Annotated in this window: 26 protein-coding genes and 1 tRNA gene; 9 read left to right on the top strand and 18 right to left on the bottom strand. The window is 72.3% G+C overall.

Annotated elements, in window-relative coordinates:
• From tal to KB893_RS09925, 5 genes are all read right to left on the bottom strand, one after another.
• Nucleotides 1-954, bottom strand: coding sequence for a transaldolase (gene tal, locus KB893_RS09945; protein WP_377730148.1), 954 nt, complete (start codon nt 952-954; stop codon nt 1-3).
• Nucleotides 955-1,163: 209 nt separating this feature from the next.
• On the bottom strand, nt 1,164-2,069 hold the full coding sequence (locus KB893_RS09940; RefSeq protein ID WP_211925451.1) for an alpha/beta fold hydrolase: 906 nt from the start codon (nt 2,067-2,069) through the stop codon (nt 1,164-1,166).
• A 74-nt stretch (nt 2,070-2,143) separates the two neighbouring features.
• Complete coding sequence (locus KB893_RS09935; RefSeq protein ID WP_211925452.1) at nt 2,144-3,160, bottom strand: 3-oxoacyl-ACP synthase III; 1,017 nt, start codon at nt 3,158-3,160, stop codon at nt 2,144-2,146.
• A gap of 85 nt (nt 3,161-3,245) precedes the next feature.
• On the bottom strand, nt 3,246-3,569 hold the full coding sequence (locus KB893_RS09930) for a DUF4156 domain-containing protein (RefSeq protein ID WP_211925453.1): 324 nt from the start codon (nt 3,567-3,569) through the stop codon (nt 3,246-3,248).
• Nucleotides 3,570-3,654: 85 nt separating this feature from the next.
• The gene (locus tag KB893_RS09925; RefSeq protein ID WP_211925454.1) at nt 3,655-6,489 is read right to left on the bottom strand and encodes a M16 family metallopeptidase; all 2,835 of its coding nucleotides are present in this window, start codon (nt 6,487-6,489) and stop codon (nt 3,655-3,657) included.
• Nucleotides 6,490-6,901: 412 nt separating this feature from the next.
• Here KB893_RS09925 and KB893_RS09920 point away from each other — a divergent pair, with 412 nt between their 5' ends.
• The 3 genes from KB893_RS09920 (at nt 6,902) to KB893_RS09910 (ending at nt 8,460) form a co-directional block, all read left to right on the top strand.
• Nucleotides 6,902-7,207: a hypothetical protein gene (locus KB893_RS09920; RefSeq protein ID WP_211925455.1), complete on the top strand. Its 306-nt coding sequence runs from the start codon at nt 6,902-6,904 to the stop codon at nt 7,205-7,207.
• 100 nt (nt 7,208-7,307) lie between these two features.
• Nucleotides 7,308-7,772 (top strand): tRNA (cytidine(34)-2'-O)-methyltransferase, encoded by a 465-nt coding sequence (locus KB893_RS09915; protein WP_211925456.1) that lies wholly within the window; start codon nt 7,308-7,310, stop codon nt 7,770-7,772.
• 88 nt (nt 7,773-7,860) lie between these two features.
• Nucleotides 7,861-8,460: an outer membrane beta-barrel protein gene (locus KB893_RS09910; RefSeq protein WP_211925457.1), complete on the top strand. Its 600-nt coding sequence runs from the start codon at nt 7,861-7,863 to the stop codon at nt 8,458-8,460.
• A gap of 72 nt (nt 8,461-8,532) precedes the next feature.
• On the opposite strand, the gene KB893_RS09905 is transcribed toward KB893_RS09910, so the two are convergent.
• From KB893_RS09905 to KB893_RS09880, 6 genes are all read right to left on the bottom strand, one after another.
• Complete coding sequence (locus KB893_RS09905) at nt 8,533-9,078, bottom strand: porin family protein (RefSeq protein ID WP_211925458.1); 546 nt, start codon at nt 9,076-9,078, stop codon at nt 8,533-8,535.
• Nucleotides 9,079-9,275: 197 nt separating this feature from the next.
• On the bottom strand, nt 9,276-10,304 hold the full coding sequence (locus KB893_RS09900) for an NAD(P)H-dependent glycerol-3-phosphate dehydrogenase (RefSeq protein WP_211925459.1): 1,029 nt from the start codon (nt 10,302-10,304) through the stop codon (nt 9,276-9,278).
• Between the two features lie 45 nt (nt 10,305-10,349).
• Nucleotides 10,350-10,868 (bottom strand): protein-export chaperone SecB, encoded by a 519-nt coding sequence (gene secB, locus KB893_RS09895; RefSeq protein WP_211925460.1) that lies wholly within the window; start codon nt 10,866-10,868, stop codon nt 10,350-10,352.
• A gap of 115 nt (nt 10,869-10,983) precedes the next feature.
• Nucleotides 10,984-11,421 carry a rhodanese-like domain-containing protein gene (locus KB893_RS09890; protein WP_211925461.1) on the bottom strand — a complete coding sequence of 146 codons (438 nt, stop codon included), beginning with the start codon at nt 11,419-11,421 and terminating at the stop codon, nt 10,984-10,986.
• Between the two features lie 70 nt (nt 11,422-11,491).
• Entirely contained in the window at nt 11,492-11,905 is a 414-nt protein-coding gene (locus KB893_RS09885; RefSeq protein ID WP_211925462.1) for a hypothetical protein, read from the bottom strand.
• Nucleotides 11,906-11,951: 46 nt separating this feature from the next.
• Nucleotides 11,952-12,425, bottom strand: a complete 474-nt coding sequence (locus KB893_RS09880) for a YiiD C-terminal domain-containing protein (protein ID WP_211925463.1) — start codon at nt 12,423-12,425, stop codon at nt 11,952-11,954.
• A 19-nt stretch (nt 12,426-12,444) separates the two neighbouring features.
• On the opposite strand from KB893_RS09880, the gene KB893_RS09875 reads away from it, so the two are divergent.
• The 3 genes from KB893_RS09875 to KB893_RS09865 are packed head-to-tail and all read left to right on the top strand — an operon-like array spanning nt 12,445 to nt 15,713.
• On the top strand, nt 12,445-13,239 hold the full coding sequence (locus tag KB893_RS09875) for a uroporphyrinogen-III synthase (protein WP_213173643.1): 795 nt from the start codon (nt 12,445-12,447) through the stop codon (nt 13,237-13,239).
• 39 nt (nt 13,240-13,278) lie between these two features.
• The gene (locus KB893_RS09870) at nt 13,279-14,460 is read left to right on the top strand and encodes a uroporphyrinogen-III C-methyltransferase (RefSeq protein WP_211925465.1); all 1,182 of its coding nucleotides are present in this window, start codon (nt 13,279-13,281) and stop codon (nt 14,458-14,460) included.
• Entirely contained in the window at nt 14,457-15,713 is a 1,257-nt protein-coding gene (locus tag KB893_RS09865; RefSeq protein WP_211925466.1) for a heme biosynthesis protein HemY, read from the top strand. Before KB893_RS09870 ends, KB893_RS09865 begins: the two co-directional genes overlap by 4 nt.
• Before the next feature lie 9 nt (nt 15,714-15,722).
• Here the strand turns inward: KB893_RS09865 and KB893_RS09860 are convergent, their stop codons facing one another.
• Nucleotides 15,723-17,978: an EAL domain-containing protein gene (locus KB893_RS09860; RefSeq protein WP_338026923.1), complete on the bottom strand. Its 2,256-nt coding sequence runs from the start codon at nt 17,976-17,978 to the stop codon at nt 15,723-15,725.
• Between the two features lie 358 nt (nt 17,979-18,336).
• On the opposite strand from KB893_RS09860, the gene KB893_RS09855 reads away from it, so the two are divergent.
• Both KB893_RS09855 and KB893_RS09850 read left to right on the top strand, forming a co-directional pair.
• Nucleotides 18,337-18,413: transfer RNA gene (locus tag KB893_RS09855), tRNA-Arg, on the top strand.
• A 131-nt stretch (nt 18,414-18,544) separates the two neighbouring features.
• Complete coding sequence (locus KB893_RS09850) at nt 18,545-18,691, top strand: hypothetical protein (protein ID WP_211925468.1); 147 nt, start codon at nt 18,545-18,547, stop codon at nt 18,689-18,691.
• A 33-nt stretch (nt 18,692-18,724) separates the two neighbouring features.
• On the opposite strand, the gene KB893_RS09845 is transcribed toward KB893_RS09850, so the two are convergent.
• From KB893_RS09845 to KB893_RS09820, 6 genes are read right to left on the bottom strand one after another with little or no spacing between them, the layout of a single operon-like run.
• Complete coding sequence (locus KB893_RS09845; protein WP_211925469.1) at nt 18,725-20,782, bottom strand: response regulator; 2,058 nt, start codon at nt 20,780-20,782, stop codon at nt 18,725-18,727.
• Nucleotides 20,779-21,639: a sensor histidine kinase gene (locus KB893_RS09840; protein ID WP_211925470.1), complete on the bottom strand. Its 861-nt coding sequence runs from the start codon at nt 21,637-21,639 to the stop codon at nt 20,779-20,781. The genes KB893_RS09845 and KB893_RS09840 overlap by 4 nt, the downstream gene beginning before the upstream one ends.
• Before the next feature lie 4 nt (nt 21,640-21,643).
• Nucleotides 21,644-22,648 (bottom strand): ATP-binding protein, encoded by a 1,005-nt coding sequence (locus KB893_RS09835; RefSeq protein ID WP_211925471.1) that lies wholly within the window; start codon nt 22,646-22,648, stop codon nt 21,644-21,646.
• On the bottom strand, nt 22,639-23,043 hold the full coding sequence (locus KB893_RS09830; protein WP_211925472.1) for an anti-sigma regulatory factor: 405 nt from the start codon (nt 23,041-23,043) through the stop codon (nt 22,639-22,641). Before KB893_RS09830 ends, KB893_RS09835 begins: the two co-directional genes overlap by 10 nt.
• Nucleotides 23,024-23,401 carry an STAS domain-containing protein gene (locus KB893_RS09825; protein WP_211925473.1) on the bottom strand — a complete coding sequence of 126 codons (378 nt, stop codon included), beginning with the start codon at nt 23,399-23,401 and terminating at the stop codon, nt 23,024-23,026. Before KB893_RS09825 ends, KB893_RS09830 begins: the two co-directional genes overlap by 20 nt.
• 2 nt (nt 23,402-23,403) lie before the next feature.
• Nucleotides 23,404-24,252: an STAS domain-containing protein gene (locus KB893_RS09820; protein WP_213173642.1), complete on the bottom strand. Its 849-nt coding sequence runs from the start codon at nt 24,250-24,252 to the stop codon at nt 23,404-23,406.
• Nucleotides 24,253-24,522: 270 nt separating this feature from the next.
• Between KB893_RS09820 and ccoN the strand changes: the two genes are divergently transcribed.
• Complete coding sequence (ccoN, locus tag KB893_RS09815) at nt 24,523-25,968, top strand: cytochrome-c oxidase, cbb3-type subunit I (RefSeq protein WP_213173641.1); 1,446 nt, start codon at nt 24,523-24,525, stop codon at nt 25,966-25,968.
• Nucleotides 25,969-25,974: the final 6 nt, after the last annotated feature.

Genomic DNA, 25,974 nt, shown 5'->3' with positions numbered 1-25,974 from the left:
TCACAGGCGTGCGGCCAGTGCCGCCTCCAGTCGGACCTGATCCGCGGCGAAGGTGCGGATGCCCTCGGCGAGTTTCTCGGTCGCCATCGCATCCTCGTTGAGGCCCCAGCGGAACGCGGGCTCGTCGAGCGGCGCGGGGCGCGGATCGCTGCCGGCGCTGGTGGCGAGCGCGCGCGGCAGGTCGCCGGATTCGGCGCCCAGGGCCTCGATCAGCTCGGGGCTGATGGTCAGGCGATCGCAGCCGGCGAGCGCGCGGATCTGGTCGATGTTGCGGAAGCTCGCGCCCATGACGACGGTCTCGTAGCCGTGCCGCTTGTACCAGGCGTGGATGCGGCGCACCGACTGCACGCCGCGGTCGTCGTCCGGCGTGGCCGGGGTCTCGCCGCGGGCCTTGTACCAGTCGTAGATGCGGCCGACGAAGGGCGAGATCAGGAACGCGCCGGCCTCGGCCGCGGCGACCGCCTGCTCGAAGGCGAACAGCAGGGTCAGGTTGGTCTGGATGCCGTCGCGCTCCAGCCGCTTCGCCGCCTGGATGCCTTCCCAGGTCGAGGCGATCTTGATCAGGATGCGGTCCGGGGTGACGCCGGCATCGGCGTAGAGCGCGACGATGTGCTCGGCCTTGCGCAGGGTGGCGTCGGTGTCGAACGACAGCCGCGCATCGACCTCGGTGGAGACGCGGCCGGGGACGAGTTCGAGGATGCGGCAGCCGATGGCCACCGCGAGGCGGTCGCCGGCGTCGGCCACGCGCGCCTCCCGGGTGGCGCCCTGCGCCTTCTCGAGCGCGGTCCGCACCAGGCCGTCGTAGGCCGGCAGCGCCGCCGCCTTGAGCAGCAGCGAGGGATTGGTGGTGGCGTCGACCGGCCGCACGCGCGCGATGGCGTCGATGTCGCCGGTGTCGGCGACCACGGTGGTCATCGAGCGGAGCTGTTCGAGCTGGTTCTTCATCTTGAGCATCGAGGCGAGGGAGTGGGACATGACGGCGGCGAGGTCCGGCGACACGGGCCGGCAAGGATAGCGCCGTGGGTGCAAGGCCGCTTCACGTCGCCGCGCAGCCTCCCGGGGCGGGAGCGGCTTCAGCCGCGACTGGTCCCGGACGATGCGGCTGTCGGAGCTGAAGCCCCTCCCACAGCCCGTGCACCCGGTGGCGGCTGAAGGGCAGGGCGTCAGCGCAGCGGGCTGGCATCCAGGAATGCGCGCATCGCCGGCACCAGTTCCGCGGCCTTGTCCTCGAGCACGTAGTGCCCGGCGTCGGCGTAGGCGCGGACCTCGGCCCTCGGCAGGGCGCGGGTGAAGCCGTCGAGGAAGTGGCGGTCGAACACGAAGTCCTTCAGTCCCCAGCCGATGAACGCCGGGCGGTCGGCGAACTCCGGCAGGCGCCGCCCCGCCTCCTCGACCAGCGCGTACGCGCGGTCGGCCGGCGACAGCGGGATGTCCTGCATGAAGCGCAGCGTGGCGATGCGGTTGGCCCAGCTGTCGTAGGGCGCGACGAAGGCCTGCCGCACCGCGTCCGGGATACGCCCGACCGAACCGAAGTTCGCCGCGCCGATGGCGAAGGCGTTGAGCCCGCGCACCAGCAGGCCGCCGAGCCTGAGGTCGCGGCCCAGGCTGAGCTGCCACGGCATCGGCTTGGCCGCCGGCAGCGGGAACGCCGCGGTGTTGGTGACGATCAGCCGGCGCACTCGCGCCGGATCGCGCAGCGCCCAGCCGAAGCCGATCATCCCGCCCCAGTCGTGCACCGCGAGGGTGATGCGGTCTCCGAGCGCGAGCGCATCGACCAGCGTGGCGAGATCGGCCACGCGCTCGCCCAGGGTGTAGTCGTAGCGGTCGTCGCCGGGCTTGTCCGACAGGCCCATGCCGACGTGGTCGGGCGCGATCACCCGGTAGCGGTCGCGCAGCCCCAGCACCGCCTTGCGCCACAGATAGCTCCACGACGGATTGCCGTGGACCATCAGCACCACCACGCCGTCGCGCGGGCCCTCGTCGAGGTAGGACATCGCGATGCCCGGCCGCACCTCGAGGCGCTGCGGGGTGAAGGGATAGTCCGGAAGGGTGGCGGGGTCCAGGCGCATCGGGATCACCAGGTGGCGGCAGAAACGACGAGGGCCGGACGAACCGGCCCTCGCGCGGGATCAGGTCGGGGCGCTTACCACTCCACCTCGGCCATGGTGCAGTTGAGGCCGGAGCCGATGCCCAGCAGGGCGACCCGGTTGCCCTTCTTCAGGCGGCCCATCTCGCGCAGCTTGCTCAGCACGATCGGCACCGAGGCCGGGCCGATGTTGCCGTGCTCGCCGAAGATGGTCATGACCTTCTTCGGGTCGATGCCGAAGGCGTCGACGAAGGCCTTGGTGTGGGCGCGGCTGACCTGGTGGATGACGAACTCGTCGAGCTCGTCCACCGCCCAGCCCAGCGCCGACTTGGCGGCGACGAAGGTCTTCTGCGCGAGCTTCAGGCCCTCGATCAGCAGCAGCCGGGTGTCGGTCACCATCCTGTCGAGGTTGCCGCGGCACAGGCCGTTCCACTCGGTCGCCGAGCGGGTCACGCCGCCCTTGTAGCGCGGCGCGCCGGGCGCGAGCTCGGCACGCGCGAGCACCATCGCCGCGGCACCGCAGCCCAGCGTCAGGGTCGCGAGCTCGTTGCGGAACTGCTCGGCGGTGGCGTTCTCGCTGGCCAGGCGCTCGAGCGTCTTCTCGTAGGCGAGGTTGGCGGTCTCGCCGTCGACGATCAGGGCGTAGTCGATCTCGCCGCGGTCGATCATGCGGCTGGCCACGTCCATGCCGTTGATGAAGGCCAGGCAGGCGTTGGCCAGGTCGAAGTTCTGGCAGGTCTCGGACAGCTTGAGGTTGCCGGCCACGATGCTGGCGGTGGACGGCTCGAGGTAGTCGCGGCTGACCGAGGTGTTGACCAGCAGGCCGACGCGGTCCGGATCGATGCCGGCGTCGGCCAGCGCCTTGACCGCGGCCAGGGTGGCGGCGTCGGAAGCCAGCACATCGTCGTCCCAGAGGCGGCGGGCGTGGATGCCGGCGACGTCCTGGAGGACGTCGGTCTTGATGCCGAGACGCTCCAGCGTCGGCTTCAGTCGTGCGTTGATCTCGTCCGAGGACAGCCGGTGCGGCGCGTCCACATGGGCGAGACCGGCGATGGCGACGTGCTGGAACAGCATGGGCTGGGCACCACGGGCAGACAAAAGAGCGGGAATTCTACTGGATTCCGCCCTGCGCCGGATGCTGCGGAGCGCAACCCGCGGCTCAGCGCCCGCCGCAGGTGAAGGCGGCGAAGCGCTGTTCGCCGTTCACCGGCTCGCCCATGGCCTGGATCGTGTCGGCGCCGAGGCCGACCGCCTCGTTGCGGGCGAGGATCTCGAGTTCGTCGCGGACCTTGAGCGCGTTGCGGTCGTAGAAACCGACCTGGTCCTTCACCGACACCGCGATCTCGCCGCGCTTGGTGCAGTAGCCCAGGTCCTGCTCCGGACGCACTACGCGGATGGCGTCGGCCTGGGGATCCATCTTCACCCAGCTGCAGCCGCCGGCGACGAGGGCGAGCGCCAGGACGGCGAGGAGGCGAGGACGCATGCGGTGGCTCCGTGGAGGAAGGACGGCGTCGGCGCGGACGCGGCGGGGGATTGTCCCCCGCCCGTCCCGCCCCGGCAACGCATGCTCAGCGCACGCGGTTGCCGTCGGCGTCCAGCACCACGACCTCGCCCAGGCCCAGCGCGCGCACCGGTGCCTCGATCGTCTCGAGGTCGCCGACCACGACCCAGGTCAGCGCCGCCGGATCGATCAGGCCCGCCGTCTCGCGCACCTCGGCGTCGGAGAGTTCCTCGATGCGGTCCTTGAGCGTGACCACGTAGTCGTCGGGCCGCTCGAAGCGGACGATGCCGCCGATCGCCGACATCACTGCGTCGAGCGTCTCGTAGGAACCGGGCAGGCCGCGCACGTTGGTCGCGCGGATCTTGGCGATCTCGGCCTCGGTCGCCGGTGCCTGGCCGGTGGCATAGGCCGCGACCTCGCGCCGCATTTCCGCCAGCGCCTCGGCGGTCTTGTCGATCTGCACCGGCGCGAACGCGATCCACGGCCGCTGCCCGCGTGCGCTGGAGGCGAAGCTGTAGGCGCCGTAGGCCCAGCTCTTGTCCTCGCGCAGGTTCATGTTGAGCCGCGAGCTGAACTCGCCGCCGAGCACGCCGTTGGCGATGCTGAAGGGCAGGTCGCTGTCGTCCATGGTCGACGGCACCAGCTCGCCGGCCATGATCGTGGCCTGGATCGCGCCCGGCTGGTCGACCAGGAACACCCGCTGCGACGCGGGTTGGCCCACCTTCGGGATCTCGCGCACGACCTGCTTCTCGCCGGGCACGGTCCAGTCGGCGAAATGCTTCTCCAGCAGCGGCACGATCCGCTCCAGCGTGGTGTCGCCGGCGACGACGACGGTGGCGTTGTCCGGGCGCAGCACGTCGCGCTGGAAGTCGACGAGGTCCTCGCGCTCCAGGCTGCCGATCGAGGCGGCATCGCCGCTGCCGGTGAACGGGATCGCGTACGGATGGCCCTGGCCGTAGAGGAGCGGCGGCAGCAGGCGCATGGCGATGCTGTTCGGGCGGGTCTTCTCCTGGGCGATGCCGGCGATCCAGGTCGCCTTGACCCGGGCGATGTCGTCGGCCTCGAAGCGCGGGCGCTGGACGACGTCGGCCAGCAGCGCCAGCGAGGGGTCCAGGCGGTCGGTCAGCGCCGAGAGGTAGGCGCTGGAGCCGTCGAGCGCGGCGCCGGCGCCGATGCTGGCGCCCAGCTCCTCGGTGCGGCTGGCGAACGCCAGCGCGTCGAGCTCGCCCGCCCCCTCCTCGAGCATGCCCATGGTGAAGCTGGCGGTGCCGGTCGCGCGACCGACATCGGCCGCGTAGCCGCCGGGGAATTCCACGCTCACCCGCACCACCGGCACCTCGTGGCGCTCGGCCAGGATCACCGGGATGCCGTTCGACAGCGTGGTGCGCTGCAGCTCCGGGAACTTCAGGTCCGGGAACTCGGCGGTGAGCGGCGGGCCCTTGCTGCGGTCGACGTCGGACTCGAGCGTGGTGAAGCGCACGTCCGGCTGCGGGATGACCTCCACGCCCTGCGGCATCGCCGGATCGTCGGCGGTGCTGCCGTCCACCGGCGCCGGCGGCTGTGCGCCGGGCACCACCACCAGGGTGTGGTCGCCCTGCCCCAGCCAGCGTCGCGCGCTTGCGCCGACCGCGGCGAGATCGGCCTCGGCGATGGTCTGCTGGCGCGTGCGGAAGCAGCCGGGGTCGCCGGTGAACACCGCGCACTCGGCCAGCACGTCGGCCTTGCCGCCGAAGCCGCCGATGCGTTCGACGCCGTGGACGAAGCCGGACTGGAAGATCGCCTTGGCGCGGTCGAGCTCGGCCTGGGTCGGGCCCTCGCGCAGCAGGCGCTGAAGCTCCTCGTCGAGCGCCTTCTCGACCACCGCCGGATCCACGCCGTCCTTGACGTCGGCGGTCATCATGAAGGTGCTGCCGAGTTCGCCGTCGTAGGCCATCGCCGACACGCTGTCGGCGATGCGTTCGTCGTGCACCAGGCGGCCGTCGAGGCGGGAGGCCTTGCTGCCGCCGAGGACGTTGGCGAACAGGCGCAGGCGGTCGAAGTCGCCGTCGCCGAACTCCGGCACGTTCCACACCCGGTAGATGCGCGCCTGGGCGACGCGGTCGGTCATGGTCTCGCGGGTGGAGCCGGTGCGCGGCGCCGGATCGACCTCCGGCTGCGCCAGGGTCGGACCGGCGGGGATGTCGCCGAAGTAGCGCGCGACCTTCTTCCTGGCAGTCTCCACGTCGATGTCGCCGGCCAGCACCAGCACCGCGTTGTTCGGGCCGTACCAGGCGCGGAACCAGTTCTTGACGTCGCCGAGCGAGGCGGCGTCGAGGTCGGCCATCGAACCGATCGTCGTCCAGGAATACGGATGCCCGGCCGGATAGCTCGACTCCGCCAGGCGCTCCCACACCCGGCCGTAGGGCTGGTTCTCGCCCTGCCGCTTCTCGTTCTGGACCACGCCGCGCTGCTCGTCGAGGTCGGCCTGGTCGATGGACTCGATGAAGTGGCCCATGCGGTCCGACTCCATCCACAGCGCGAGGTCGAGCGCCGTGGTCGGCACGTTCTCGAAGTAGTTGGTGCGGTCGGAGTTGGTGGTGCCGTTCATGTTGGTCGCGCCGACCTGCTCGAACGGCGCGAAGTATTCGCCCTGGTAGTTCTCGGTGCCCTGGAACATCAGGTGCTCGAACAGGTGGGCGAAGCCGGTCTTGCCGGCGTACTCGTTCTTGGCGCCCACGTGGTACCAGACGTTGACCGCGACGATCGGCGCCTTGCGGTCGGTGTGCACCACGACCCGCAGCCCGTTCGGCAGGGTGAAGGTCTCGTAGGGGATGTCGACGTCCGCCGCCCGGACGGCCAGCGGCGCGGCGAGGGCCAGGGCAAGCAGGGCGGCGGTGCGCGTCCGGCGCAGGAAATGCGTCATGCGGAGGTCTCCTCGAGGAAATGGGCAGGCGAAGCCGCCTGCCGGGCCGGCCATGCTAGCCGCAGGCGCTGCGCCAGCCATGGGCCGATGGCCATGGCCTCCGGCCGCCCCCGGATCGCCCCCCCCCGACCGACAGCCACAGCGGCGCGCTGCTGTCCAGAACATTCGGAGCTGTCCGCGGATGTCCGCCGTCCGCACGCGGCACGTGCGCGTGACGATGGAAACATAAGCGATAACAGGGACTTGAGACCTGGCTCGGTTCCTGCTTACGTCTTCGTGGCGGCGGGCCAACGGCGCTTGAAGATGAATGCAACCTGAGCGGGAAGCCCATTACGGTATTGGCCTGCCCCGCATGCGGTGTAATACTTCACTACAACACCTCCTGACCACCTCACCAGAGCGGAGTAACACCATGCACACCAAGCCCCTCATCGTCCTCGCCAGCCTTGCTCTCGGCTCGTTGATCGCCGCCGGCGTCGGCCACTCCGAAGCCGAGACCGTCGCCGCCGTGCCGGCGCCGGTGCAGATCGAGCACGTGCGCACGCTGCCGACCGTCACCGTCACCGTCGATGCCTCCGAGATCGCCTGGATCCGGGCCGCGCAGCGCGACGGCATCCAGATCATGCCGACCGTCACCGTCACCCCGAGCCAGGCGCAGCTCGCCGCGCTGGCGATGGAAGGCGCGATCGCCACCGCCCAACAGTTCGCTTCGCGCTGAGTCCGGCCGATGCGCGCCGGGTCCGCCGTTTCCACCCAGGCGCCCTGAGTATCCCCCGGTACCAGGGCGCTGCCGTGCGGGCTTTGCCTACACTGGCGCGATGTTCAACGTCCTGCTGTTCTCGCCCGAGATCCCGCCCAACACCGGCAACGCGATCCGGCTCTGCGCCAACACCGGCGCCACGCTCCACCTGATCGAGCCGCTCGGCTTCGCGCTCGACGACAAGCGCATGCGTCGCGCCGGCCTGGACTACCACGAGTTCGCTCGCCTGCAGGTGCACGCGGGCCTCGCCGCCTGCCTCGCCGCGATCGGCCCGACCCGCCTGTTCGCCCTGTCCACCCGCGGCCGCGTGCGCCACGACGCGCCGGCCTACGCGTGCGGCGACAGCTTCCTGTTCGGATGCGAGACCCGCGGCCTGCCGGATGCAGTGCTCGATGCGGTGCCCGAAGACCAGCGCATCCGCCTGCCGATGCGGCCGGGAAACCGCAGCCTCAACCTGTCGAACGCGGTCGCGGTGACGGTGTTCGAGGCCTGGCGCCAGCACGGCTTCGCCGGCAGCGGCTGAGCCGCGTTCATTTTTGTGTGCACTCCGTTAGGATGCGCGCCCTCGGCGAAGGCCGGGGGCAATGGAATGACACACAACAGGGGTATGAATGAAGTACGCAGTCCTGTCGCTCGCGCTCCTCGCAGCGACTTCCCTCGCCCAGGCCGATGACCTCGCGCGCAGCTACACCTATCTGGAAGCCGACTATCACAACGTCGACATCGACGATCTCGACAACGTCGACGGCGGCGGCATCCGCGGCTCGCTGGCCTTCGGCCCCGGCTTCTATCTCTTCGGCAGCGCCCGCCGCGCCAGCTACGACGACTACGGCATCGACGCCGACCTCGACCAGTTCCAGCTCGGCCTCGGCTACCGCGTGTACCTGTCCGAGCGTACCGACCTGATCGCCGAGGTCAGCCGTCTGCGTACGGAGCTCGACGCCTCCGCCGGCATCTACAAGGTCAGCGGCCACCTCGACGACACCCGCGGCTCGATCGGCCTGCGCGGCACGCTCAGCGAGTGGTTCGAGGCGATCGCCAAGGTCAACTACACCGACGGCGACCTCTATTCCGACTACGACGGCGACGGCAACTTCTCCGCCACCGTCGGCGCGCACGTCCGCGTCCATCCGGACTGGGGCATCACCGGCGAGGTGGAAGTCGGCGACAACGTGACCGAGTACCTGGTCGGCCTGCGCTACAGCTTCTGAGCCCGAGGGTCCGCAAGACGCGAGAAGGGCCGGCAGCGATGCCGGCCCTTCCCGTAGGCGGCGCCGCTGCGGTCAGCGGAAGGTGTAGTGCAGGCCGAGGCTGACCTCGTCATTGTCGGCATCGCCGAATTCGTAGCGCTGGTACTGCGCGCGCAGGCTGACGTTGCTGGTGAAGTCGAACTGCGCGCCGACGCCGTAGAACGGGTCGGTGCTGTCGCGGTCGCCGACCACGTCCTCAAGATCGTCGTCCGGGTTCGCCTCCCACGACTGCAGGCCGGCGCTGGCCAGCAGCGAGAACTGGTTGCCGATCGGCAACATGCCGATCGCGGCGACGCCGAACGAACGCGGCTCCACGCTGCCGGTGCCGAGATCCGGCGGGGTGAGGCTGCCCTCGATGTCGCCGAAGTTGGTATAGGAGCCTTCCAGCGCGAAGTAGGGATTGAACTGGAAGCCGCCGTAGACGCCGAAGCTGGTGTCGTCCTCGTCGAGGAAGTCGTCGTCGTAGGAGGCGGCACCGACCTTGCCGCCGGCGTAGAAGCCGCGCTCGGCGGCCTGGGCGGCGACCGGCAGCGCGAGGGCGAGGGCCAGTGCGGGGACGAGGATCCTGATGGGGCTCATGCTGCGATCTCCGGAAGCGGGACACGACTGCGCATGCCGGGCATGCGGCCCGTGCGGAAGCCGGGCGCAGGGACCCTACCGGGTTAAGAACGCGCTAAACGCGGTGCGCGATGCGGGGCGACAGGGCCGGTTCAAGCACCTGTCGCCATCCCGAACGCCGCACCCCGCGCTTCATCCGCGGTGCAGCCGCGTCCTGTTCAGCCCTCGCCGACCAGCGGCTCGGTGAACTCCGGCTTCTGCTCGCGGGCCAGCAGCAGGCCCGCTGCTTCCACCGGGGTGATCTCCTCGTGCAGCACGCGCTGCACCAGCGCCGAGATCGGAAGCTCCACGCCGAGGCGCTCGGCCTGGCGCATCACCTCGTCCACGGTCTGCACCGATTCGACCACCTGCCCGATCGCCGCCACCGCTTCGCCGATCGATTGCCCGCGACCGAGCGCAAGGCCCAGGCGCCGGTTGCGCGACAGGTCGCCGGTGCAGGTCAGGACCAGGTCGCCGAGGCCGGCGAGACCCATCAGCGTCTCCGGGCGTCCGCCCAGCGCCGCGTTGAGCCGGAGCATCTCGGCGAGGCCGCGGGTGATGAGGCCGGCACGCGCGTTGGCGCCGCGTTCCATGCCGTCGGCGATGCCGGTGGTGACCGCGAGCACGTTCTTCATCGCGCCGCCGAGCTCGGCGCCGAGCATGTCGTCGCCGTTGTAGGCGCGGAATTCGGGGCCGTGCAGGGTGTCGGCGACGTCCTGCACGAAGGCCGCGTCGTCGCCGTGCACGGTCACCGCCGTCGGCAGGCCCTGCGCGACCTCCTTGGCGAAGGACGGGCCGGTGACCACCGCGATCGGCACCCCCGGCCCGAGCAGCTCGCCGGCGACCTCGTGCAGGAAACGCCCGGAGCCGGGCTCGAAGCCCTTGGTCGCCCATGCCACGCCGGTGCCGGCCGCGCGCAGCGGCACCACCGCCCGCAGGGTCTCGGTGAAGGCGTGGCTGGGCACGACGACCAGCACCAGGCGCGCGCCCCGCACGGCCTCGCCGAGGTCGGCGGTGGCGCGCAGCGACTCCGGCAGCGCGATGCCCGGCAGATAGCGCTCGTTCTCGTGGCGGGTGGCGATGGTCGCGATCTGGGCGGCGTTGCGCCCCCAGATCACCGTGTCGAAGCCGTTGCGCGCGATCTGCGCGGCGAGCGCCGTGCCCCAGGATCCGGCACCGACGACGGCGACGTGTCCGGCTGCACTCATGGCGTCACCCCGTGTCGTTCGTGCGTGTGGCGAGGATCCATCCGCTCAGGCGTTGCCGGCGGGCGGCTGCTGGCTCTCGTCGACCTGCTGCTGGCCCGCGCGGCGGCGCAGGTTCTCGGCGTAGAGCATGTCGAAGTTGATCGGCTGCAGGAAGAACGGCGGGAAGCCGCCGCCCTGCACCAGGTCACTGATCGCCTGGCGCGCGTACGGGAACAGCACGTTCGGGCACTGCGTGCCGAGCATGGCGTCGAGCATGCGTGCGTCGAAGCCGGCAAGGGTGAAGATGCCGGCCTGGGTGACTTCCACCAGGTAGGCGTTCTTGTCGCCGGCGGTGCAGGTCAGGGTCAGGGTGAGCATGACCTCGTAGGCGTCGCCACCGAGGTTGTTGACCTTCTGCGCCAGGTTGAGCTGGAGCTGCGGCTGCGCCTGTTCGCTGAAGATCTGCGGCGCGTTCGGCGCCTCGAAGGAGACGTCCTTCAGGTAGATCTTCTGCACGTTGAACTGCGCGCCCTGCGCCTGCTGGTCCTGCGGTGCGGCGGCGCCGTTGCTGATGTCCTCGGCCATCGGGATCTCCGTAGAAAGTAATGCCGTCGAGCGACGGACGATATGGAAGCGATCGGACCCGGGAGTATCCCACGCCCGCGGGTGGCGCCCCAAACGCGGGACGCGGGATCCACGCTCAGGCGCGGCCCTTGGCCACCGGATAGTTGGCCGCGCGCCAGGCGGCGATGCCGCCCTCGAGCACGTGGACGTGCCTGAAGCCGGCCTTGACCAGGCGCCTGGCGGCGTCGCCCGAGGTCTGCCCGGCGCGGCAGACCACGACCACCGGCAGCTCCCTGACCCCCGCGAGCAGCTTGCTCTCGGGGTCGAACTGGTTCATCGCGACGTGCCTGGAGCCCGGGATGTGGGCCTTCTCGAAATCGGTGAGCGGGCTGACGTCGATCACCAGCGCGCTCTGCCGGTTCATCAGGTCGGTGACCTGCTGCGGGCTCGCGCCGTGGAAACCTCGGAACAGCTGCATGACCTCGTTGACGACGATGGCGATGGTCAGGCCGACGAAACCGAGGGAGAGGTAGGGATGGCGGCCAGCGAAATCGACCAGTTGATCAAGGGTCACGGCGGGAACATGCGCAACGGAAGGGCGGCGATTGTCGCCGATCGCCGCGACGGCGCAAAACCGATGCGGCTCAGCGCTCGAACGTCGGCAGGCCGCTGGTGAGCCAGAAGCGCTGCGCGTCCTCGTCCCAGCGCCAGGTCTCCACGACCTGCACCGTGCGTTCGACCTGGGTGTGGCGGTTGACCAGGGCGATCTCGACGGTGCGCACCAGCCCACCGTCGGCGGTCGGCGCGGAGGTCTTGGGGTGGTAGCCGGTGACCTGCAGCTGCTTGTAGCGCTCGATGTCGATGTCGCTCAGCGGCTGCGCCTCGCGCACCTCCGGATCGACGTACTCCCAGGCGCCCTCGAACTCGCCCCAGCGGATCATCCCCGCGTAGGTGTAGAGCGCCTGGTCCACGGTCTGCTGCCGGGTCGAGGTGGCGGGACAGCCGCCGAGCGGGAGCACCAGGCAGGCGGCGAGCAGGATCGGGAGGAGGCGTGGCATGCGCATAGCCTGCCTGCGCGCTCCGCCGCCGCCAAGCACCGGACCGCTACTTCGACGACAGCGCGACGAAGCGGCCGTGCAGCGAACTGGCCACGTCGCCGTCGGCGGTACGGATGCAGGCGCGCAGCGACAGCCTGGCGCGTCCGCGGCGGCGGTAGAGCGAGACGAAGCCCGCCCAGTCGGCCGGCTCCTCCAGGCGCGCCTCGGCGTGCAGGTCGCCGTAGAGCGGCGCGCTGTAGCGGACGCTGCTGTCGGCCACGTAGACCTCGCCGTCGAGGCCCTCGTCGCGCAGGCGCAGCATCACCAGGCCCCAGGCCGACAGCGTCATCAGCGACGACAGGCTGCCGCCGAACGCATTGCCCTTGTCGTTGAGGTTGGCCGCGAGCGGCGCCCCGAGGATCAGCGTGTCGCCGTCGTAGGCCACCGCACGCGCGCCCATCGCCAGCACCGGCGGCATCCCGAGGAAGAGCGCGTGCAGCGCTTCGATCGGCGCGGCCGGGAACGTGACGTCGGCGGACATGGCGTGACAAGCTGCCAGCATGCCGCGAATACGCGCAAGTACGGAGGAATCCGCGCCGTTGCGCGGCTGGACGCTGGTCTCGCTGCGGCCGGCGGGTGCGCACGCGGGGCTGCGCAACGCGGCGCGGCGCGCCGGTGCCGAGTCGCTGGCGCTGTCGCCGCTGCGCCTGGTCGCGCTCGATGCGCGACCTGCGCTGCAGGCGGCCCTCGCGTGTGCGGCGGTGATCTTCAGCAGCCCGGCGGCGGTGCGTTTCGCCGCGCGCCAGCATCCTCTGCAGGACCTCGCCCGGGCGCTGGCGGTCGGCGCCGGCACCGCAGCCGCCCTGCGGCGCGCCGGCGTGACCGAGGTACTCGCGCCGTCGCGCATGGACAGCGAGGGCCTGCTGGCGCTGCCGGCGCTCGCCGGCGTGGCCGGCCACGCGGTGGGACTGGTCACCGCGCCGGGCGGGCGCGGGCTGATCGCCGCGACGCTCGCCGCGCGCGGCGCGCGCCTGGTGCGCGCCGAGGTCTACCGCCGCGAACCGGCGGCGATCCCCGCCGCCCGCATCGACCGCCTCGCCCGTGCCGACATCGCCCGCACCGCGCTGGCGATCAGCAGCGGCGAGGCGCTGGACGCGGCGTGGACGCAGTTGCCGGACCCGCTGCGTGTCCGCCTGCGCCAGGCGCTCTTCGTCGTCGCCAGCGCCCGCCTGGCCGACGCGACGCGGAACGTCGGCGGCCGGCACATCGCCGTCGCCGGCAGCGCCCGGCCGCGGGCACTGGTCGACGCGCTCGGCGCATGGGTGCTCGACGCCCGATCCGACGCCATCCGGTAGCATGCGCGCATCCCTGACCCCCTGAGCGCGCACCGCGTCGTGAACGAATCCGCGTCGACGCCGGAGACCCCGGTCCCGCCCCCGCCCGCCCGCGAATCCCGCCGCTCCGGCCGTGGCCTCGCCTGGCTCCTGCTCCTGTTGATCCTGCTCGGCTGCCTCGCCGTCGGGGCCTGGTACGCCTGGCGCAGCGGCTGGATCGAGCTGCCGGCGGACACGGGGCCGCGCCGGGCGTCCGCTGGCGCCGCAGCGGAGGAGATGGATCCCGATCCGACCGAGCGCCGCCTGGAGGCGATGGAGCAGACCGCCCGCCTCCTCGAGGACGAGCAGCGCCGCCTGGAGCGACGCCTGGGCGACGCCAGCAACGGCCTGCGCCTGGTGCGCGAGGAAGCGCTGGCGTTCTCGCGCCGCGCCGAGCTGCTCGAGGAGAGCGTCAACCAGCTCAGCGAGCGCCGCGCGCGCGGCGACGCGGGGCTGCGCCTGGACGAGGTCGAGCTGCTGCTGTCGCTCGGCCGCCAGCGGCTGGAACTGGCCGGCGACATCGATGCCGCGCGCCGCGCCTACGCCGCCGCGCGCGACGTGCTGCGCAACGCCGAGGATCCCGCCTACACCAACCTGCGCCAGAGCCTCGAGCAGGAACTCGCGGCGCTGCGCGCGGTGGGCGAGGATCCGCGCGACCGCGCGGTGGGCGAACTCGCCGCGCTGGAGTCGGCGCTGCCGCAGCTGCCCGCGCCGACGCTGATGGCGCAGGACGACGACGCGACGGCGGCCACGCCCGGCACCGCCGAACGCCTGCTCTCGCGCCTGGTCCGCGTGCGCCGCAGCGACGCCGACGACGTCGAACGGGTGGCGCCTGCCGAGCGCGCCGCCGCGCTGCAGGCGCTGCGGGTCGAACTGACCCTCGCGCGGGTAGCCGCGGAGCGTCGCGACGCGATGGCGTTCGACGATGCCATCGGCCGGATCGAAACGCGCCTCGGCCACCTGTTCGCCGACACCCCGGAGGTGCGCGAACGCCGCGAGCGGCTGCGCGCGCTCGCCGGGCGCCCGCTCGACTTCGAGGTGCCGCTGCTCGGCTCGACGCTCGAACAGCTGCGCGGCCTGCGCCTGGTCGAGCCGGCCTGGGCGCCGGCGTCGCCCGGCCCGGCCGACGACACCGATATCGACGTCGACACCGGTCCGCAGACCGAGCCGGCGCGCGAGGACGCGGGAGCGGCGCAGCCATGAGCCCGTTCCGCAGCCTGCTGTTCTGGCTGTTCCTGGCGGTGCTCGGCGCGCTGGGGGCGACCCTGCTGCTGGCCGATCCGGGCCTGCTGCTGATCGAGATCCGCGGCTGGACGGTCGAAACCTCGGTCGCCTTCGCCGTTCTCGCGCTGCTGGTCGCGATCCTGCTCGGCGGCCTGGTGCTGCGCCTGCTGATGCTGCCGGTGGACGCCTGGCGCGGGCATCGGCGCCGGCGTTCGCGGGTGCGTCTGGCCAGCGGCCTCGGCGCGCTGCACGAGGGCCGCTGGCAGCGGGCCGAGGCGACGCTGCTGCAGGCCGCCGAGGACGCCGGCCTGCGCGCGGTCGCCCTGCTCAACGCGGCCCGCGCCGCATGGGCGCGTGGCGACCGCGACCGCTGCGATGCCCATCTCGGCGAGCTGGCGCGGATCGACGCGCACGCCGCCGCGCTGGCCCAGGCCGACGCCGCGCTGGCCGAGGGCCGTCCGGCCGACGCCGCCGCGGGGCTGGAGCCCCTCGCCGTCCGCGGGGCGCTGCCGCCACGGGGCCAGCTGCTGCGGATCCGCGCGCTGCTCGCGGCCGGCCGCGCTGGCGAGGCCTGGAACCTGCTCGGCGGCCTGCGCCAGGCGCAGGTTCTGGACGAGGAGGGCCGCGCCGCCCTCGAACGCCAGGTGGCCGCGCAGGCACTCCGGGAGGCTCCGGACGCCGACGCCCTCGCCGCGGCCTGGGACCGCATCCCCAAGGCGCTGCGCAACGAGCCCGAGGTGGTCGGCGCCTACGCCGAGCGCGCCGGCGGACTCGGCATGCAGGTCGCCGCCGCGGTCGCCCTCGGCAACGCGCTGGACGCACGCTGGGACGAAGCGCTGGCGGCGAGCTACGGGCGCCTGCCGGCGGCGCCGCACGACGACCTGCGGCTCGGCGCGGCCGCGACCTGGCTGCACCGGCACCCGAACAGCCCCGCCCTGCTGGTCACCGTCGCCCGCCTGGAGCGCGAGCACGGGCGCAGCGGTCCCGCGCTCGACCACCTGCACCGCGCGCTGGCGCAGGGTGCGGACGGCGAGGCCTGGGAGGAGCTGGGCCATCTCTACAGCGAGCGCGGCGACGGCGAGACGGCGCGGCTGTGCTACCTCAACGCGCTGCGCAGCGCGCGCGGCGAGGCGACGCTCGCCCTGCCCGGCCGCGGCCTGCGCGAGCGGATCGGCGACGAGGCCGTCGCCGAGGACCGCGACGAGCACGGCCTGCCGCGCCTGCGCGGCTGACGCGGGCGGTCAGCGGGCGCGCTCGCGCGTGCGCTGCGACTGCGCGCTCCAGGTCCGGAACGCCTCGCCGATGTGGGCACGCAGCTCGTCGTCGTTCCACGGCTTGGTCAGGAAGCGGTAGATCGCGCCGCGGTTGATCGCGTCGGTGACGGTGGCGAGGTCGGTGTAGCCGGACAGGATCAGGCGCACCGTGTCGGGGTAGAGCTCCTTGACCTTGCCGAGGAACTCGGTGCCGCTCATGTCCGACATGCGCTGGTCGGAGAGGATCACCTGCACGTGGTGGGTGGCCAGGAGCTGGAAGGCATCGCGCACGTTGGCCGCGGTCAGGATCCGGTAGCCGTCGGCGCGGAACAGGCGCACCAGCGAGCGCAGCACGTTCTCCTCGTCGTCGAGCAGCAGCAGGGTGCGGTCGGGACGGGTGGCGGCGAAGGCCTCCGGCCGCAGCACGCGGCGGTGCAGCAGCGCCTCGGCCTCGGCGCCCGGCATCGCCGCGGCGAACAGGTGTCCCTGCAGCTCGTCGCAGTGGTTGCGGCGCAGGTAGCCGAGCTGGGCCTCGGTCTCGACGCCCTCGGCCATCACCCGGAGCCCGAGTTCGTGGCCCATGGCGATGATCGCGCGCGCGATCACCGCCTCGCCGGCGTCGGTGGAGATGCCGCCGACGAAGCTGCGGTCGATCTTGAGCTTGTCGACCGGGATCTGGGCGAGGTAGCCGAGGCCGGAGCGGTCGACGCCGAAGTCGTCGAGGGTGAGGCCGACGCCGATCTCCTTCAGCGCCGCCAGCGTGCGCCGCACGCGCGGGAAATTGGTGGCCAGCGCGTTCTCGGCGATCTCCAGGTCCAGCCGCGCCGCCGGCACCCCGTGACGGGTCAGCGCCGCCTCGACCTCCTCCGCGAAGCGCGGCCGCAGCAGCTGCCGCCCGGCGATGTTGACCGTCACCCCGACATCGTCGAAACCGCGCCGGATCCAGCCCGACAGCTGGCTGCAGGCGGTGTCCAGCGCCCAGTCGCCCAGCGCCACCAGCAGGCCCTGGCGGTCGGCGATGTGCATGAACCGCGAGGCGGTCAGCAGGCCGTGCTGCGGCGACTGCCAGCGCAGCAGCGCCTCGAAGGCGATGATGCGCGCGTCCTGCGCGCGCACCTGCGGCTGGTACTCGAGCGTCATCTCGCCGTTGGCCAGCGCCTGGCTGATGCGGTAGCCCAGGGTGTGGCGCTCGCGGCGTTCGCGCTCGCTGTCGCTGTACATGCGCACCGCGTTCACGTCGGTGCGCTTGCTCTGCATCATCGCCGCCGCCGCGCACGCGAGCACGCCGGCGGCGTCCTGGGCGTGGTCGGGGAACAGCGCCACGCCCACCGTGGCGGTGAGGAACACGTTGTAGGGCAGGATCGTGATCGGCGCCTCCAGGCGCGCGCGCAGCGCTTCGCCCAGCGCCATCGGCTCGAGCTCGGCCGCACGCAGCGGCACCACCGCCACGAACTCGTCGCTGACCAGCCGCCACACGCGCCCGCGCTCGGCGAGCAGGGTGCGCAGGCGCTCGGCGACCTGGGCCAGCGCCTGGTTGCCGACGGTCTCGTCCATGTTGTCGTTGACCGCGCGGAAGCCGTCGAGGTCGACGTGGTAGACGGCCACGCGGCCGCCGCTGGCGCCGGCGGCTTCCAGCGCGGCATTGAGATAGTCGTTGCCGGCACCGAAGCGGGGAATGCCGCAGACCGGATCGATCTCCAGCACGCGCACCGGCGGCAGGTCGCCGCCGCCGGTCGCGCGCAGCGACACCAGGCCGCGGCGGCCGGCGCCGAGCGGCACGTAGTCGATCTCCACCCGTCGCCGGCCGCCGTCGCAGTCGAGCAGGGTGGCGGTCTCGCTGGCGCGGCGTCCGCGCAGGCGCGCGCGCAGCAGGCGCAGCAGCGGGCGGCGCGAAGTCGGCAGCGCGGTCGCGCGGGCGAACGCGGCCGCATCCGCATCCGCATCGGCCGCACCGATGCCGAGCAGGCGCTGGAAGGCCGCGTTGGCGTAGAGCAGCGGGCGCAGCGGGTCCTCGCCGACCACCGCCGTCGGCACCGGATGCCGGTCGAGCGAGGCGTGCAGCAGGGCCGGATCCGCCGCAGGCGCGGCGGGCGCGGCCGGCGGCGTGGCGCCGATGCCGGCGAACACCGCGTCGAGTGCGGCCGCGGCGAGCGCGTCGTCATCGTCGAGCAGCACAGCCTCCACGCCCTGTCCGCCCTCGTGCCCGAGCGCACCGGCGGACTCGCCATAGATCACGATCGGCATCGCGTACCCGCGCGTGCGCACCTCGCGGATCCAGGCCACGGCACCGCCGGAATCGATGCCGGCATGGACCAGGCAGGCGGCGTAGTGGCCCGCCTCGCCCGCCGCCAGGCGGACCAGCCCGGAGCGGTAGCTGGCGCCGTGGTCGACGCTCGTCGCCGACGTGCCCAGGGCCTCCTCGGCCTCGCCACCACACAGCGCCGCGACGCGCTCGGCGCGCTGGCGGCTGGTGTCGACGACCAGGATCCTGCCCCGGTTCCTGAGGTACTGCCGCTGCATGGCGATTCCGCGGAGGGCGAGGCGGCCATGGTAGCGACCCCGGCTCGCCTTGCACGCCGCATCATGCAAGAATGCACGGCTCGCGCCTGTAGCTCAGCCGGATAGAGTAGCGGCTTCCGAAGCCGTTGGTCGGGGGTTCGAATCCCTCCAGGCGCGCCATCCCCCTTCCCGCCTGCATCGGCGCTTCGCTGCGCTGCGATGGCGCACGCAGGTGCAGGATGCGGCGCCTGTGCAGGCCGTAGCGTGGCTCCCATCGCGCGTGCCGATGCGCGTGGGGAGCGAGCCCGCCCATGCATCCCGACCCCGAGGATCCCGACGATCCGGCGCAGGATCCGTCGCCGGCGCAGGCCGAGGCGCGTGCCAAGGCGCGGCTCGACGAGGCGCTGGACGAGACGTTCCCGGCGAGCGACCCGATCGCCTGCGGCAGGTTCTCCTGACCCGGCGGCCGGCCGGCATGAACCGGCGGATCGTCAGTCCGGCTGCCGGTCGAGCATGTCGCGCACAGCGACGGCCAGCGTCTCCAGACGCACCGGCTTGCTCAGGATGCTGGCGTTGGGCGGCGTGTCGGGGGCCGCTCCCGCGGTCGGCTGCGCATAGCCGGTGACGAACAGGACCGGCAGGTCCGGGCGCCGCTCCCGCGCACGCGCGACGATCTCGCGCCCGTCGGCGCCGGGCAGGCCGATGTCGGAGACGACCAGGTCGATGTCGGCGCTCTCGTCCAGCAGGCGCAGCGCCTCCTCGCCATCGGCGGCCTCCACCACCGCGTAGCCGAGCTGGCGCAGGGCCTCGGCGAGCACCGGACGCACGCTGCCGTTGTCCTCGAGCAGGAGCAGCCGCTCTCCGCGCGCCGACGGCGGCACCACCGCCGTGGCCCGCGCCGGAAGCGGCCCGGCCTCGTCGGCACGCGGCAGCCACAGCGAGAAGGTGCTGCCCCGGCCCAGCTCCGACTGCACCGCGACGTGCCCGCCGGACTGCGCCGCGAAGCCGTAGACCATCGACAGGCCCAGGCCGGTGCCCTGGCCGCTGGGCTTGGTGGTGAAGAACGGCTCGAAGATCTTGTCGACGACCTCGGGCGCGATGCCGGTGCCGGTGTCGGCGACATCCAGCCGCACCTGGCCGCCGGCGCCGCCGGGGGTGGGCGCGTCGCTGCAGCTTATGCGGATGGTGCCGCCCTCGGGCATGGCGTCGCGCGCGTTGATGACCAGGTTGAGCAGGACGTTCTCGAGCTGGTTGGCGTCGCACAGCACGCTGTGGGGGACGACTGCGGGATCGATCACCAAGCGGACCGACTCGCCGAGCGTGCGCTCGAGCATGTCCTGCATCGAGATGGCGAGAGCCAGCGGATCGACCGCCTTCGGCGCCAGCACCTGCTGCCGCGAGAAGGCCAGCAGGCGGTGGGTCAGCGAGGCCGCGCGGCCGGTGGCGTCGAGCGCGGCCTCCAGATAGCGTCCGCTGCGCGGATCGGCATCGGTGCCCAGGCGCCGGCGCAACAGCTCCAGGTTGCCGGTCATCGCGGTCAGCAGGTTGTTGAAGTCGTGGGCGATACCGCCGGTGAGGCGGCCGACCGCCTCCATCTTCTGCGACTGGCGCAGCTGCGCCTCGGCGCGCTCGCGCTCGCGGATCTCGGCCTCCAGCCGGGTATTGGCCTCGATCAGGTCGGCGGTGCGCTCCCACACCCGCAGCTCGAGACCCTCGTTGGCGCGCTCGGCCTCGCTGCGCGCGCGCTCGCTGTCGGCAAGCGCGGAACGCTCGCGCTCGAGCAGCAGTTCGCGCACGCGCTCCATGGCGTGGCGCTCGCTGACGTCGGTGACGGTGGCCAGGCGAGTGCCGCTCTCCCAGCCGGAGCTGAAGCGCCATTCGGTCTCGATCGCGCGCCCGCCGGACCCGCGCAGCGACAGCACCCCGGCCCAGGGCTCGTCGCGCGCGCGCGCCGCGTCGATCTCCGCCAGCCGCGCGCCGCCGTCATCGGCCAGCAGCGCACCGAGCGGCTGCCCCTGCAGCACGGCCTGCGGCTGGCCGAGCAGCCGCGCGAAATGCGGGTTGACCTCCACCAGCGCCCAGTCGTCGTCGAGCAGGACGATGCCGGTGTCGGCGCGCTCGACCACCGCGCGGAAGCGGCGCTCGCTGCGCCGCAGCCGGCGCTCGGCGCTGCGCGCGCGCAGCAGGGTGCCGACCGTGGCCAGCAGCACCGCGGGCTCGACCGGGTGCACGAAGTAGGCGTCGGCGCCGCCGTCGAGGCCGCTGACCACGTCGCGGGTGGTGACCGCGGCCGCGGAGATGTGGATGACCGGCGTCGAGCCGGTCGCGGGATCGGCGCGCAGCCGCCGGCAGACCTCGAAGCCCGACAGGTCGGGCAGGTTGATGTCGAGGATCACCAGGTCCGCCGCCGCGGCCTGCGCCAGCGCGTCCCGGCCCGATGCGGCCTCGTCGGTGGCGTAGCCGCCGGCATTGAGGATGCGGCGGGTGGCGTAGCGGCTGGCCGGGTTGTCGTCGACGACCAGGATCCGCACCGTCGGCGCCGCGTTCACTCGGCGACCGCCTCGAGCCGCGCCGGCACGGTCACGCTGAAGGTCGAGCCGCGGCCGGGCGTGCTCTCGCAGGCCACCTCGCCGCCCAGCAGTTCGGCGAAGCGCCGGCACACCGCCAGGCCCAGGCCGCTGCCGCGGAAGCGCCGCTGCAGCGGGGTGTCGACCTGCACGAACTCCTCGAACAGGGTCGGGATCTGCTCCGGCGGGATGCCCACGCCGGTGTCCGAGACCGCGAAGCAGACGCGGCCGTCGGCCAGCGGCACCGCGCGCACCCGCACCTCGCCCTCGCTGGTGAACTTCAGCGCGTTGGAGATGAAGTTGCGCAGGATCTGCGAGAGCTTGCGGTCGTCGGAGAACATCGGCGGCACATCCACCGGCTCCTCGAACACCAGCTGCAGCCGGCTGGTCGCCACGATCGGGCGGAACATGCCGCGCAGGGCGGAGAACACGTCGACCAGCTGGAACCAGCCCGGCGCGATCGCCACCCGCCCGGCCTCGACGCGGGCGAGGTCGAGGAGGTCGTCGACCATCTCCGACATCTCGGTGGCGGCGCCGGCGACGAAGTCGACCTGCACGCGCTGCTCCTCGGTCAGCGGACCGTCGACGCCGTCGAGCAGCAGCCGCGCCATGCTGCGGATCGAGCTCAGCGGCGCCCGGAACTCATGGCTCATGTGCGACAGGAAGCGGCTCTTGAGTTCCGACGCCTCGCGCAGCTGCTCGGCCTGGTCCTCGATCTCCGCGTACAGCGCCACCACGCCCTGGTTGGTCGCGGCCAGTTCCTCCTGCAGCGCGGCGACCTGCGCGCGCAGGGTCTGGAGTTCTGCACCGGCGGAGGTGGGGTCGGCGGACTCGCTCATGGGCTCAGGCTAGCGGCAGCACCAGCACGGTGGCGTCATCGTTGCCGCGCTCGAAGTCGCGGAACAGCAGCCCCGCCACCACCGCCGGATGGACGTTGACGAGGCCGGGGTAGTCGCCGAAGGCGAGGCGCGACTGCAGGCCGTCGGAGGCCATCACCAGCAGCGCCGGCGCGGTCCATCCGGCGTCCACCACGCGCCGCGGCCGCACCGCGCCCTGGCCCACGATCCCGCTGTGCGACGGCAGGCCGCGCGCGCGGCCCTCGGACCAGAGGGTGACGCCGATGTTGCCGATGCCGGCCATGGCGAGCCGGCGCGCGCCGGGGTCGACCGTCGCCACCGCCGCCGCGCCGCCGCGGGTGCCGCCCATGCCGCGGTGCAGGTTCTCGAGCGCATGCGCGGGGTCGGCGGCGGCCTGGCTCCGGAACGCCGCGATGCCCGCGCGCGCCGCGTCGGCCGCGCTGGGCCCGTGGCCGAGCCCGTCGACCACCAGCGCATGCAGCAGCCCGCCGCTGCGCCGCACCGCCCAGCCGTCCCCGCACTGGACCTCGCCCGCGACCGGGCGGTTGACCACGCCCCAGCCCGGGTCGCCGGCGGAAGCCGTGGGGAACACGCGGCTGAGCAGCACCGAGCCGCGCGCGTCGGACCAGGCGTCGAACACGCTCGACATCCGGCGTACGGCGCCCAGGCCGGTGCCCGAGGTTCCCGCTGTGGAATAGCCGTCGACCAGGCCGCGGGCGATGTCGAAGCCGCGGCCACGGTCGATGGCCAGGATCTCGACGCCGGCATCGCGCTCGCGCTCGACCACCCGCATCAGCATGGAACCGCCACCGGCGTGGCGGAGCTGGTTGTTGGCCAGCTCCACGACGACGATGGCGAGGCGGCCGGCGTCGGTCTCGCCGAGCGCGGCCGCGCGCGCCAGCCGCGCGGCGACCCGCCGGGCCTCGCCGACCTGGCTGGCGTCGCCGACCGCGCAGCAGAGCTGCTCGAGGCCTTCGGAGGTCAGCGCCACCGCACCACCGTGACGCGCGTGCCTGCGCCCGGGGCGGTGTCGATGTCGAACTCGTTCACCAGCCGGCGCGAGCCGCTGAGGCCCATGCCCAGGCCGTTGCCCGAGGTCCAGCCATCGGTCAGTGCCAGGCCCAGGTCGGCGATGCCGGGACCCTCGTCGGCGAAGGTCAGGCGCAGGCCGGTGCGGATGCCGTCCTCGACCACCTCGATCCGCAGCTCGCCGCCGCGGCCGTAGACGATGGTGTTGCGCGACAGCTCGCTGGTGGCGGTCACCAGCTTGGTCTGGTCGATCAGCCGGAAGCCGCGCTCCTGGGCGAGGCGGCGCACCGCCTGGCGCGCATGCACGACGTCCTGCTCGGCGCGCAGCGGCACGACCTCACTGTGCGTGGTCTGCATCGCCGCTCCGGGTGATGCCGAGCAGATGCATGCCTCGTTCGACGTCGAGCGCGGTAAGCACGCCCGGCAGCGACAGGCCCAGCTCGACCAGGGTGATCGCCACCGCCGGCTGCATGCCGACGACCACGGTGCGCGCGTCCATCACCGAGGCGATGCCGGAGATCGTCGCGATCATGCGTCCGATGAAGGAGTCGACGATCTCCAGCGCGGAGATGTCCAGCAGCACGCCGCGCGCCGAGGTCGCGCTGATGCGCGCGGCGAGGTCGTCCTGCAGGGTCATCGCGAGCTGGTCGTGGAGCTCCACCTGGATCGTCACCAGGAGCACGTCGCCCATGCGCAGGATCGGGATGCGGTCCATGGTCAGGCCCGGACGATGCTCTGGCCGCTGCGCCGCAGCGCCAGCGCCAGCGCATCGGCCATGTTGCCCTTGGTGGTGATGCCCTGCAGGTCGACGCCGAGGTGCACGATGGTCTGCGCGATCTGCGGACGGATGCCGCTGATGATGCAGTCCGCGCCCATCAGCCGGATCGCGGTGGCGGTCTTGAGCAGGTGCTGGGCGACCAGGGTGTCGACGGTCGGCACGCCGGTGATGTCGATGATGGCGATGCCGGCGCCGGTCTCGGCGATCCGCTGCAGCAGCGACTCCATGACCACCTGGGTGCGCGCGCTGTCGAGCGTGCCGATCATCGGCAGGGCCAGTACGCCTTCCCACAGCTTCACCACCGGGGTCGACAGCTCCAGCAGCTCCTCCTGCTGGCGGGCGATGACCTGCTCGCGCGAGTGCTGGAAGGTGTTGACCGTGTGCATGCCGAGGCTGTCGAGCAGCTCCGACACCGCCCACAGCTCGCCGGCATAGGCCTTGGGCTCGTCCTGCCAGGCGCGCTCGACCACGCCGAACAGCGGGCGCTTCAGCGAGAAGATGAAGTTGGCGGTCTGCTCCGCGCTGAAGCCCTGGGTGGCGCGGCGCCTGGACAGGTTCTCCAGGAAGCCGCGCACCGCCGCCCATGCCGGCACGCTCGGGCCGAAGTCGTCGGTGCCCGCGGCATCGCAGAACAGGCCGAGGAAATCCCGCGCCTGGGCGTCGACCTCGTCGGCCGCGGCACGCCGGTCGCTGCTGAAGCCTCCGCTCGCGAGCTGCCCGACCCAGTCGCGCAGGATCGTCGCCTGCTGGTCGCGGATGGCGGTCGTGGTCGCGTGCTGGAGGGCCATGCGGGTTCCTGGCGGGCGGGAAGGGCCGCGCAGGGTCGCGACGGCCGCGTGATGATCCCGCGAACGGCAGGTCAAGAACCAGCCCCGGTGCCGGCGCGAGCGGCCCGCGACCGACCGTGTCGATACCCCGATCCCGATCCCGGCTCCCCGTTCCCCGTTCCCCGCGCCCCGTTCCCCGCGCCCGCCCCCACCCACCCACCCGCATTGATCCAGATCAATGAGCCCGCCGCCCCGCCTCCCCACACTCGCGGCCATCGAAGAGGAACGACGATGCGAAGCGCTGGGGAGACCTACAACGACAGGGTGGTGCACCAGTTCACCGTGGCGACGGTGGTGTGGGGCATCGTGGGCATGGCGGTCGGCGTCCTGATCGCCGCGCAGCTGTACTGGCCGACGCTGGGGGAGGGCATTCCGTGGCTCGGCTACGGGCGCCTGCGGCCGCTGCATACCAACGCGGTGATCTTCGCCTTCGGCGGCAGCGCGCTGTTCGCCACCAGCCTGCACGTGGTGCAGCGCACCTGCCACGCGCGACTGCTGTCCGACCGGCTCGCGGCCTTCGTGTTCTGGGGTTGGCAGGCGGTGATCGTGGCCGCCGCCGTCACCCTGCCGCTGGGCTACACCCAGGGCAAGGAATACGCCGAGCTCGAATGGCCGATCGACATCCTGATCGCCGTGGTCTGGGTGGCCTACGCGGTGCTGTTCTTCGGCACGATCGCCCGGCGCCGGGTCAGGCACATCTACGTGGCGAACTGGTTCTACGGCGCCTTCATCATCGCCGTCGCCCTGCTGCACATCGTCAACAACGTCTCGATGCCGGCCGGCGCGCTGAAGTCGTACTCGGCCTACAGCGGCGCGGTCGACGCGATGGTGCAGTGGTGGTACGGGCACAACGCGGTCGGCTTCTTCCTGACCGCCGGCTTCCTCGGGATGATGTACTACTTCGTGCCGAAGCAGGCCGAGCGCCCGATCTATTCCTACCGGCTGTCGATCGTCCACTTCTGGGCGCTGATCGCGGTCTACATGTGGGCCGGCCCGCACCACCTGCTCTACACCGCGCTGCCGGACTGGGCCCAGTCGGTGGGCATGGTGTTCTCGCTGATCCTGCTGGCGCCGAGCTGGGGCGGCGCGATCAACGGCGTCATGACGCTCTCGGGCGTGTGGCACAAGCTGCGCACCGACCCGATCCTGAAGTTCCTCATCGTCTCGCTGTCGTTCTACATGATGGCGACGTTCGAGGGACCGATGATGTCGATCAGGACGGTCAACTCGCTCAGCCACTACACCGACTGGACCATCGGCCACGTGCACGCCGGCGCGCTCGGCTGGGTGGCGATGATCACCATCGGTTCGCTGTACTCGATGCTGCCGCGCCTGCTCGGCCTGCGTGCGATGCACTCGGTGAAGTGGGTCGACCTGCACTTCTGGCTGCACACCCTCGGCGTGGTGCTCTACATCGCGGCGATGTGGATCGCCGGCGTCATGCAGGGGCTGATGTGGCGCGCCACCAACGCCGACGGGACGCTGACCTACAGCTTCGTCGAGGCGCTCGCCGCCACCTATCCCTACTACCTCGTGCGCCTGCTCGGCGGCCTGCTGGTGCTCGGCGGCATGGGCCTGATGGCGGCGAACGTGTGGAAGACCTACGCCGCCGCGCGCCTCGCCGGCGAGGTCGAACAGCCGGTGCTGCCGCCGGATGCCGCCGCGGCCCGCACCTGAGAACGA

Source organism: Coralloluteibacterium stylophorae (assembly GCF_018122625.2).
In the GTDB taxonomy this organism is placed as follows: Bacteria; Pseudomonadota; Gammaproteobacteria; order Xanthomonadales; family Xanthomonadaceae; genus Coralloluteibacterium; species Coralloluteibacterium stylophorae.
The sequence above is the reverse complement of the archived record's forward strand: the minus strand, read 5'-3'. Positions and strand labels throughout refer to the sequence as shown.

Bases quoted from the DNA above. Each gene is read 5' to 3' on its own strand.
- tal (WP_377730148.1), bottom strand. From the start codon at position 954: ATGCTCAAGATGAAGAACCAGCTCGAACAGCTCCGCTCGATGACCACC.
- KB893_RS09940 (WP_211925451.1), bottom strand. From the start codon at position 2,069: ATGCGCCTGGACCCCGCCACCCTTCCGGACTATCCCTTCACCCCGCAG.
- KB893_RS09935 (WP_211925452.1), bottom strand. From the start codon at position 3,160: ATGCTGTTCCAGCACGTCGCCATCGCCGGTCTCGCCCATGTGGACGCG.
- KB893_RS09930 (WP_211925453.1), bottom strand. From the start codon at position 3,569: ATGCGTCCTCGCCTCCTCGCCGTCCTGGCGCTCGCCCTCGTCGCCGGC.
- KB893_RS09925 (WP_211925454.1), bottom strand. From the start codon at position 6,489: ATGACGCATTTCCTGCGCCGGACGCGCACCGCCGCCCTGCTTGCCCTG.
- KB893_RS09920 (WP_211925455.1), top strand. From the start codon at position 6,902: ATGCACACCAAGCCCCTCATCGTCCTCGCCAGCCTTGCTCTCGGCTCG.
- KB893_RS09915 (WP_211925456.1), top strand. From the start codon at position 7,308: ATGTTCAACGTCCTGCTGTTCTCGCCCGAGATCCCGCCCAACACCGGC.
- KB893_RS09910 (WP_211925457.1), top strand. From the start codon at position 7,861: ATGAAGTACGCAGTCCTGTCGCTCGCGCTCCTCGCAGCGACTTCCCTC.
- KB893_RS09905 (WP_211925458.1), bottom strand. From the start codon at position 9,078: ATGAGCCCCATCAGGATCCTCGTCCCCGCACTGGCCCTCGCCCTCGCG.
- KB893_RS09900 (WP_211925459.1), bottom strand. From the start codon at position 10,304: ATGAGTGCAGCCGGACACGTCGCCGTCGTCGGTGCCGGATCCTGGGGC.
- secB (WP_211925460.1), bottom strand. From the start codon at position 10,868: ATGGCCGAGGACATCAGCAACGGCGCCGCCGCACCGCAGGACCAGCAG.
- KB893_RS09885 (WP_211925462.1), bottom strand. From the start codon at position 11,905: ATGCCACGCCTCCTCCCGATCCTGCTCGCCGCCTGCCTGGTGCTCCCG.
- KB893_RS09880 (WP_211925463.1), bottom strand. From the start codon at position 12,425: ATGTCCGCCGACGTCACGTTCCCGGCCGCGCCGATCGAAGCGCTGCAC.
- KB893_RS09875 (WP_213173643.1), top strand. From the start codon at position 12,445: ATGCCGCGAATACGCGCAAGTACGGAGGAATCCGCGCCGTTGCGCGGC.
- KB893_RS09865 (WP_211925466.1), top strand. From the start codon at position 14,457: ATGAGCCCGTTCCGCAGCCTGCTGTTCTGGCTGTTCCTGGCGGTGCTC.
- KB893_RS09860 (WP_338026923.1), bottom strand. From the start codon at position 17,978: ATGCCGATCGTGATCTATGGCGAGTCCGCCGGTGCGCTCGGGCACGAG.
- KB893_RS09850 (WP_211925468.1), top strand. From the start codon at position 18,545: ATGCATCCCGACCCCGAGGATCCCGACGATCCGGCGCAGGATCCGTCG.
- KB893_RS09840 (WP_211925470.1), bottom strand. From the start codon at position 21,639: ATGAGCGAGTCCGCCGACCCCACCTCCGCCGGTGCAGAACTCCAGACC.
- KB893_RS09830 (WP_211925472.1), bottom strand. From the start codon at position 23,043: ATGCAGACCACGCACAGTGAGGTCGTGCCGCTGCGCGCCGAGCAGGAC.
- KB893_RS09825 (WP_211925473.1), bottom strand. From the start codon at position 23,401: ATGGACCGCATCCCGATCCTGCGCATGGGCGACGTGCTCCTGGTGACG.
- KB893_RS09820 (WP_213173642.1), bottom strand. From the start codon at position 24,252: ATGGCCCTCCAGCACGCGACCACGACCGCCATCCGCGACCAGCAGGCG.
- ccoN (WP_213173641.1), top strand. From the start codon at position 24,523: ATGCGAAGCGCTGGGGAGACCTACAACGACAGGGTGGTGCACCAGTTC.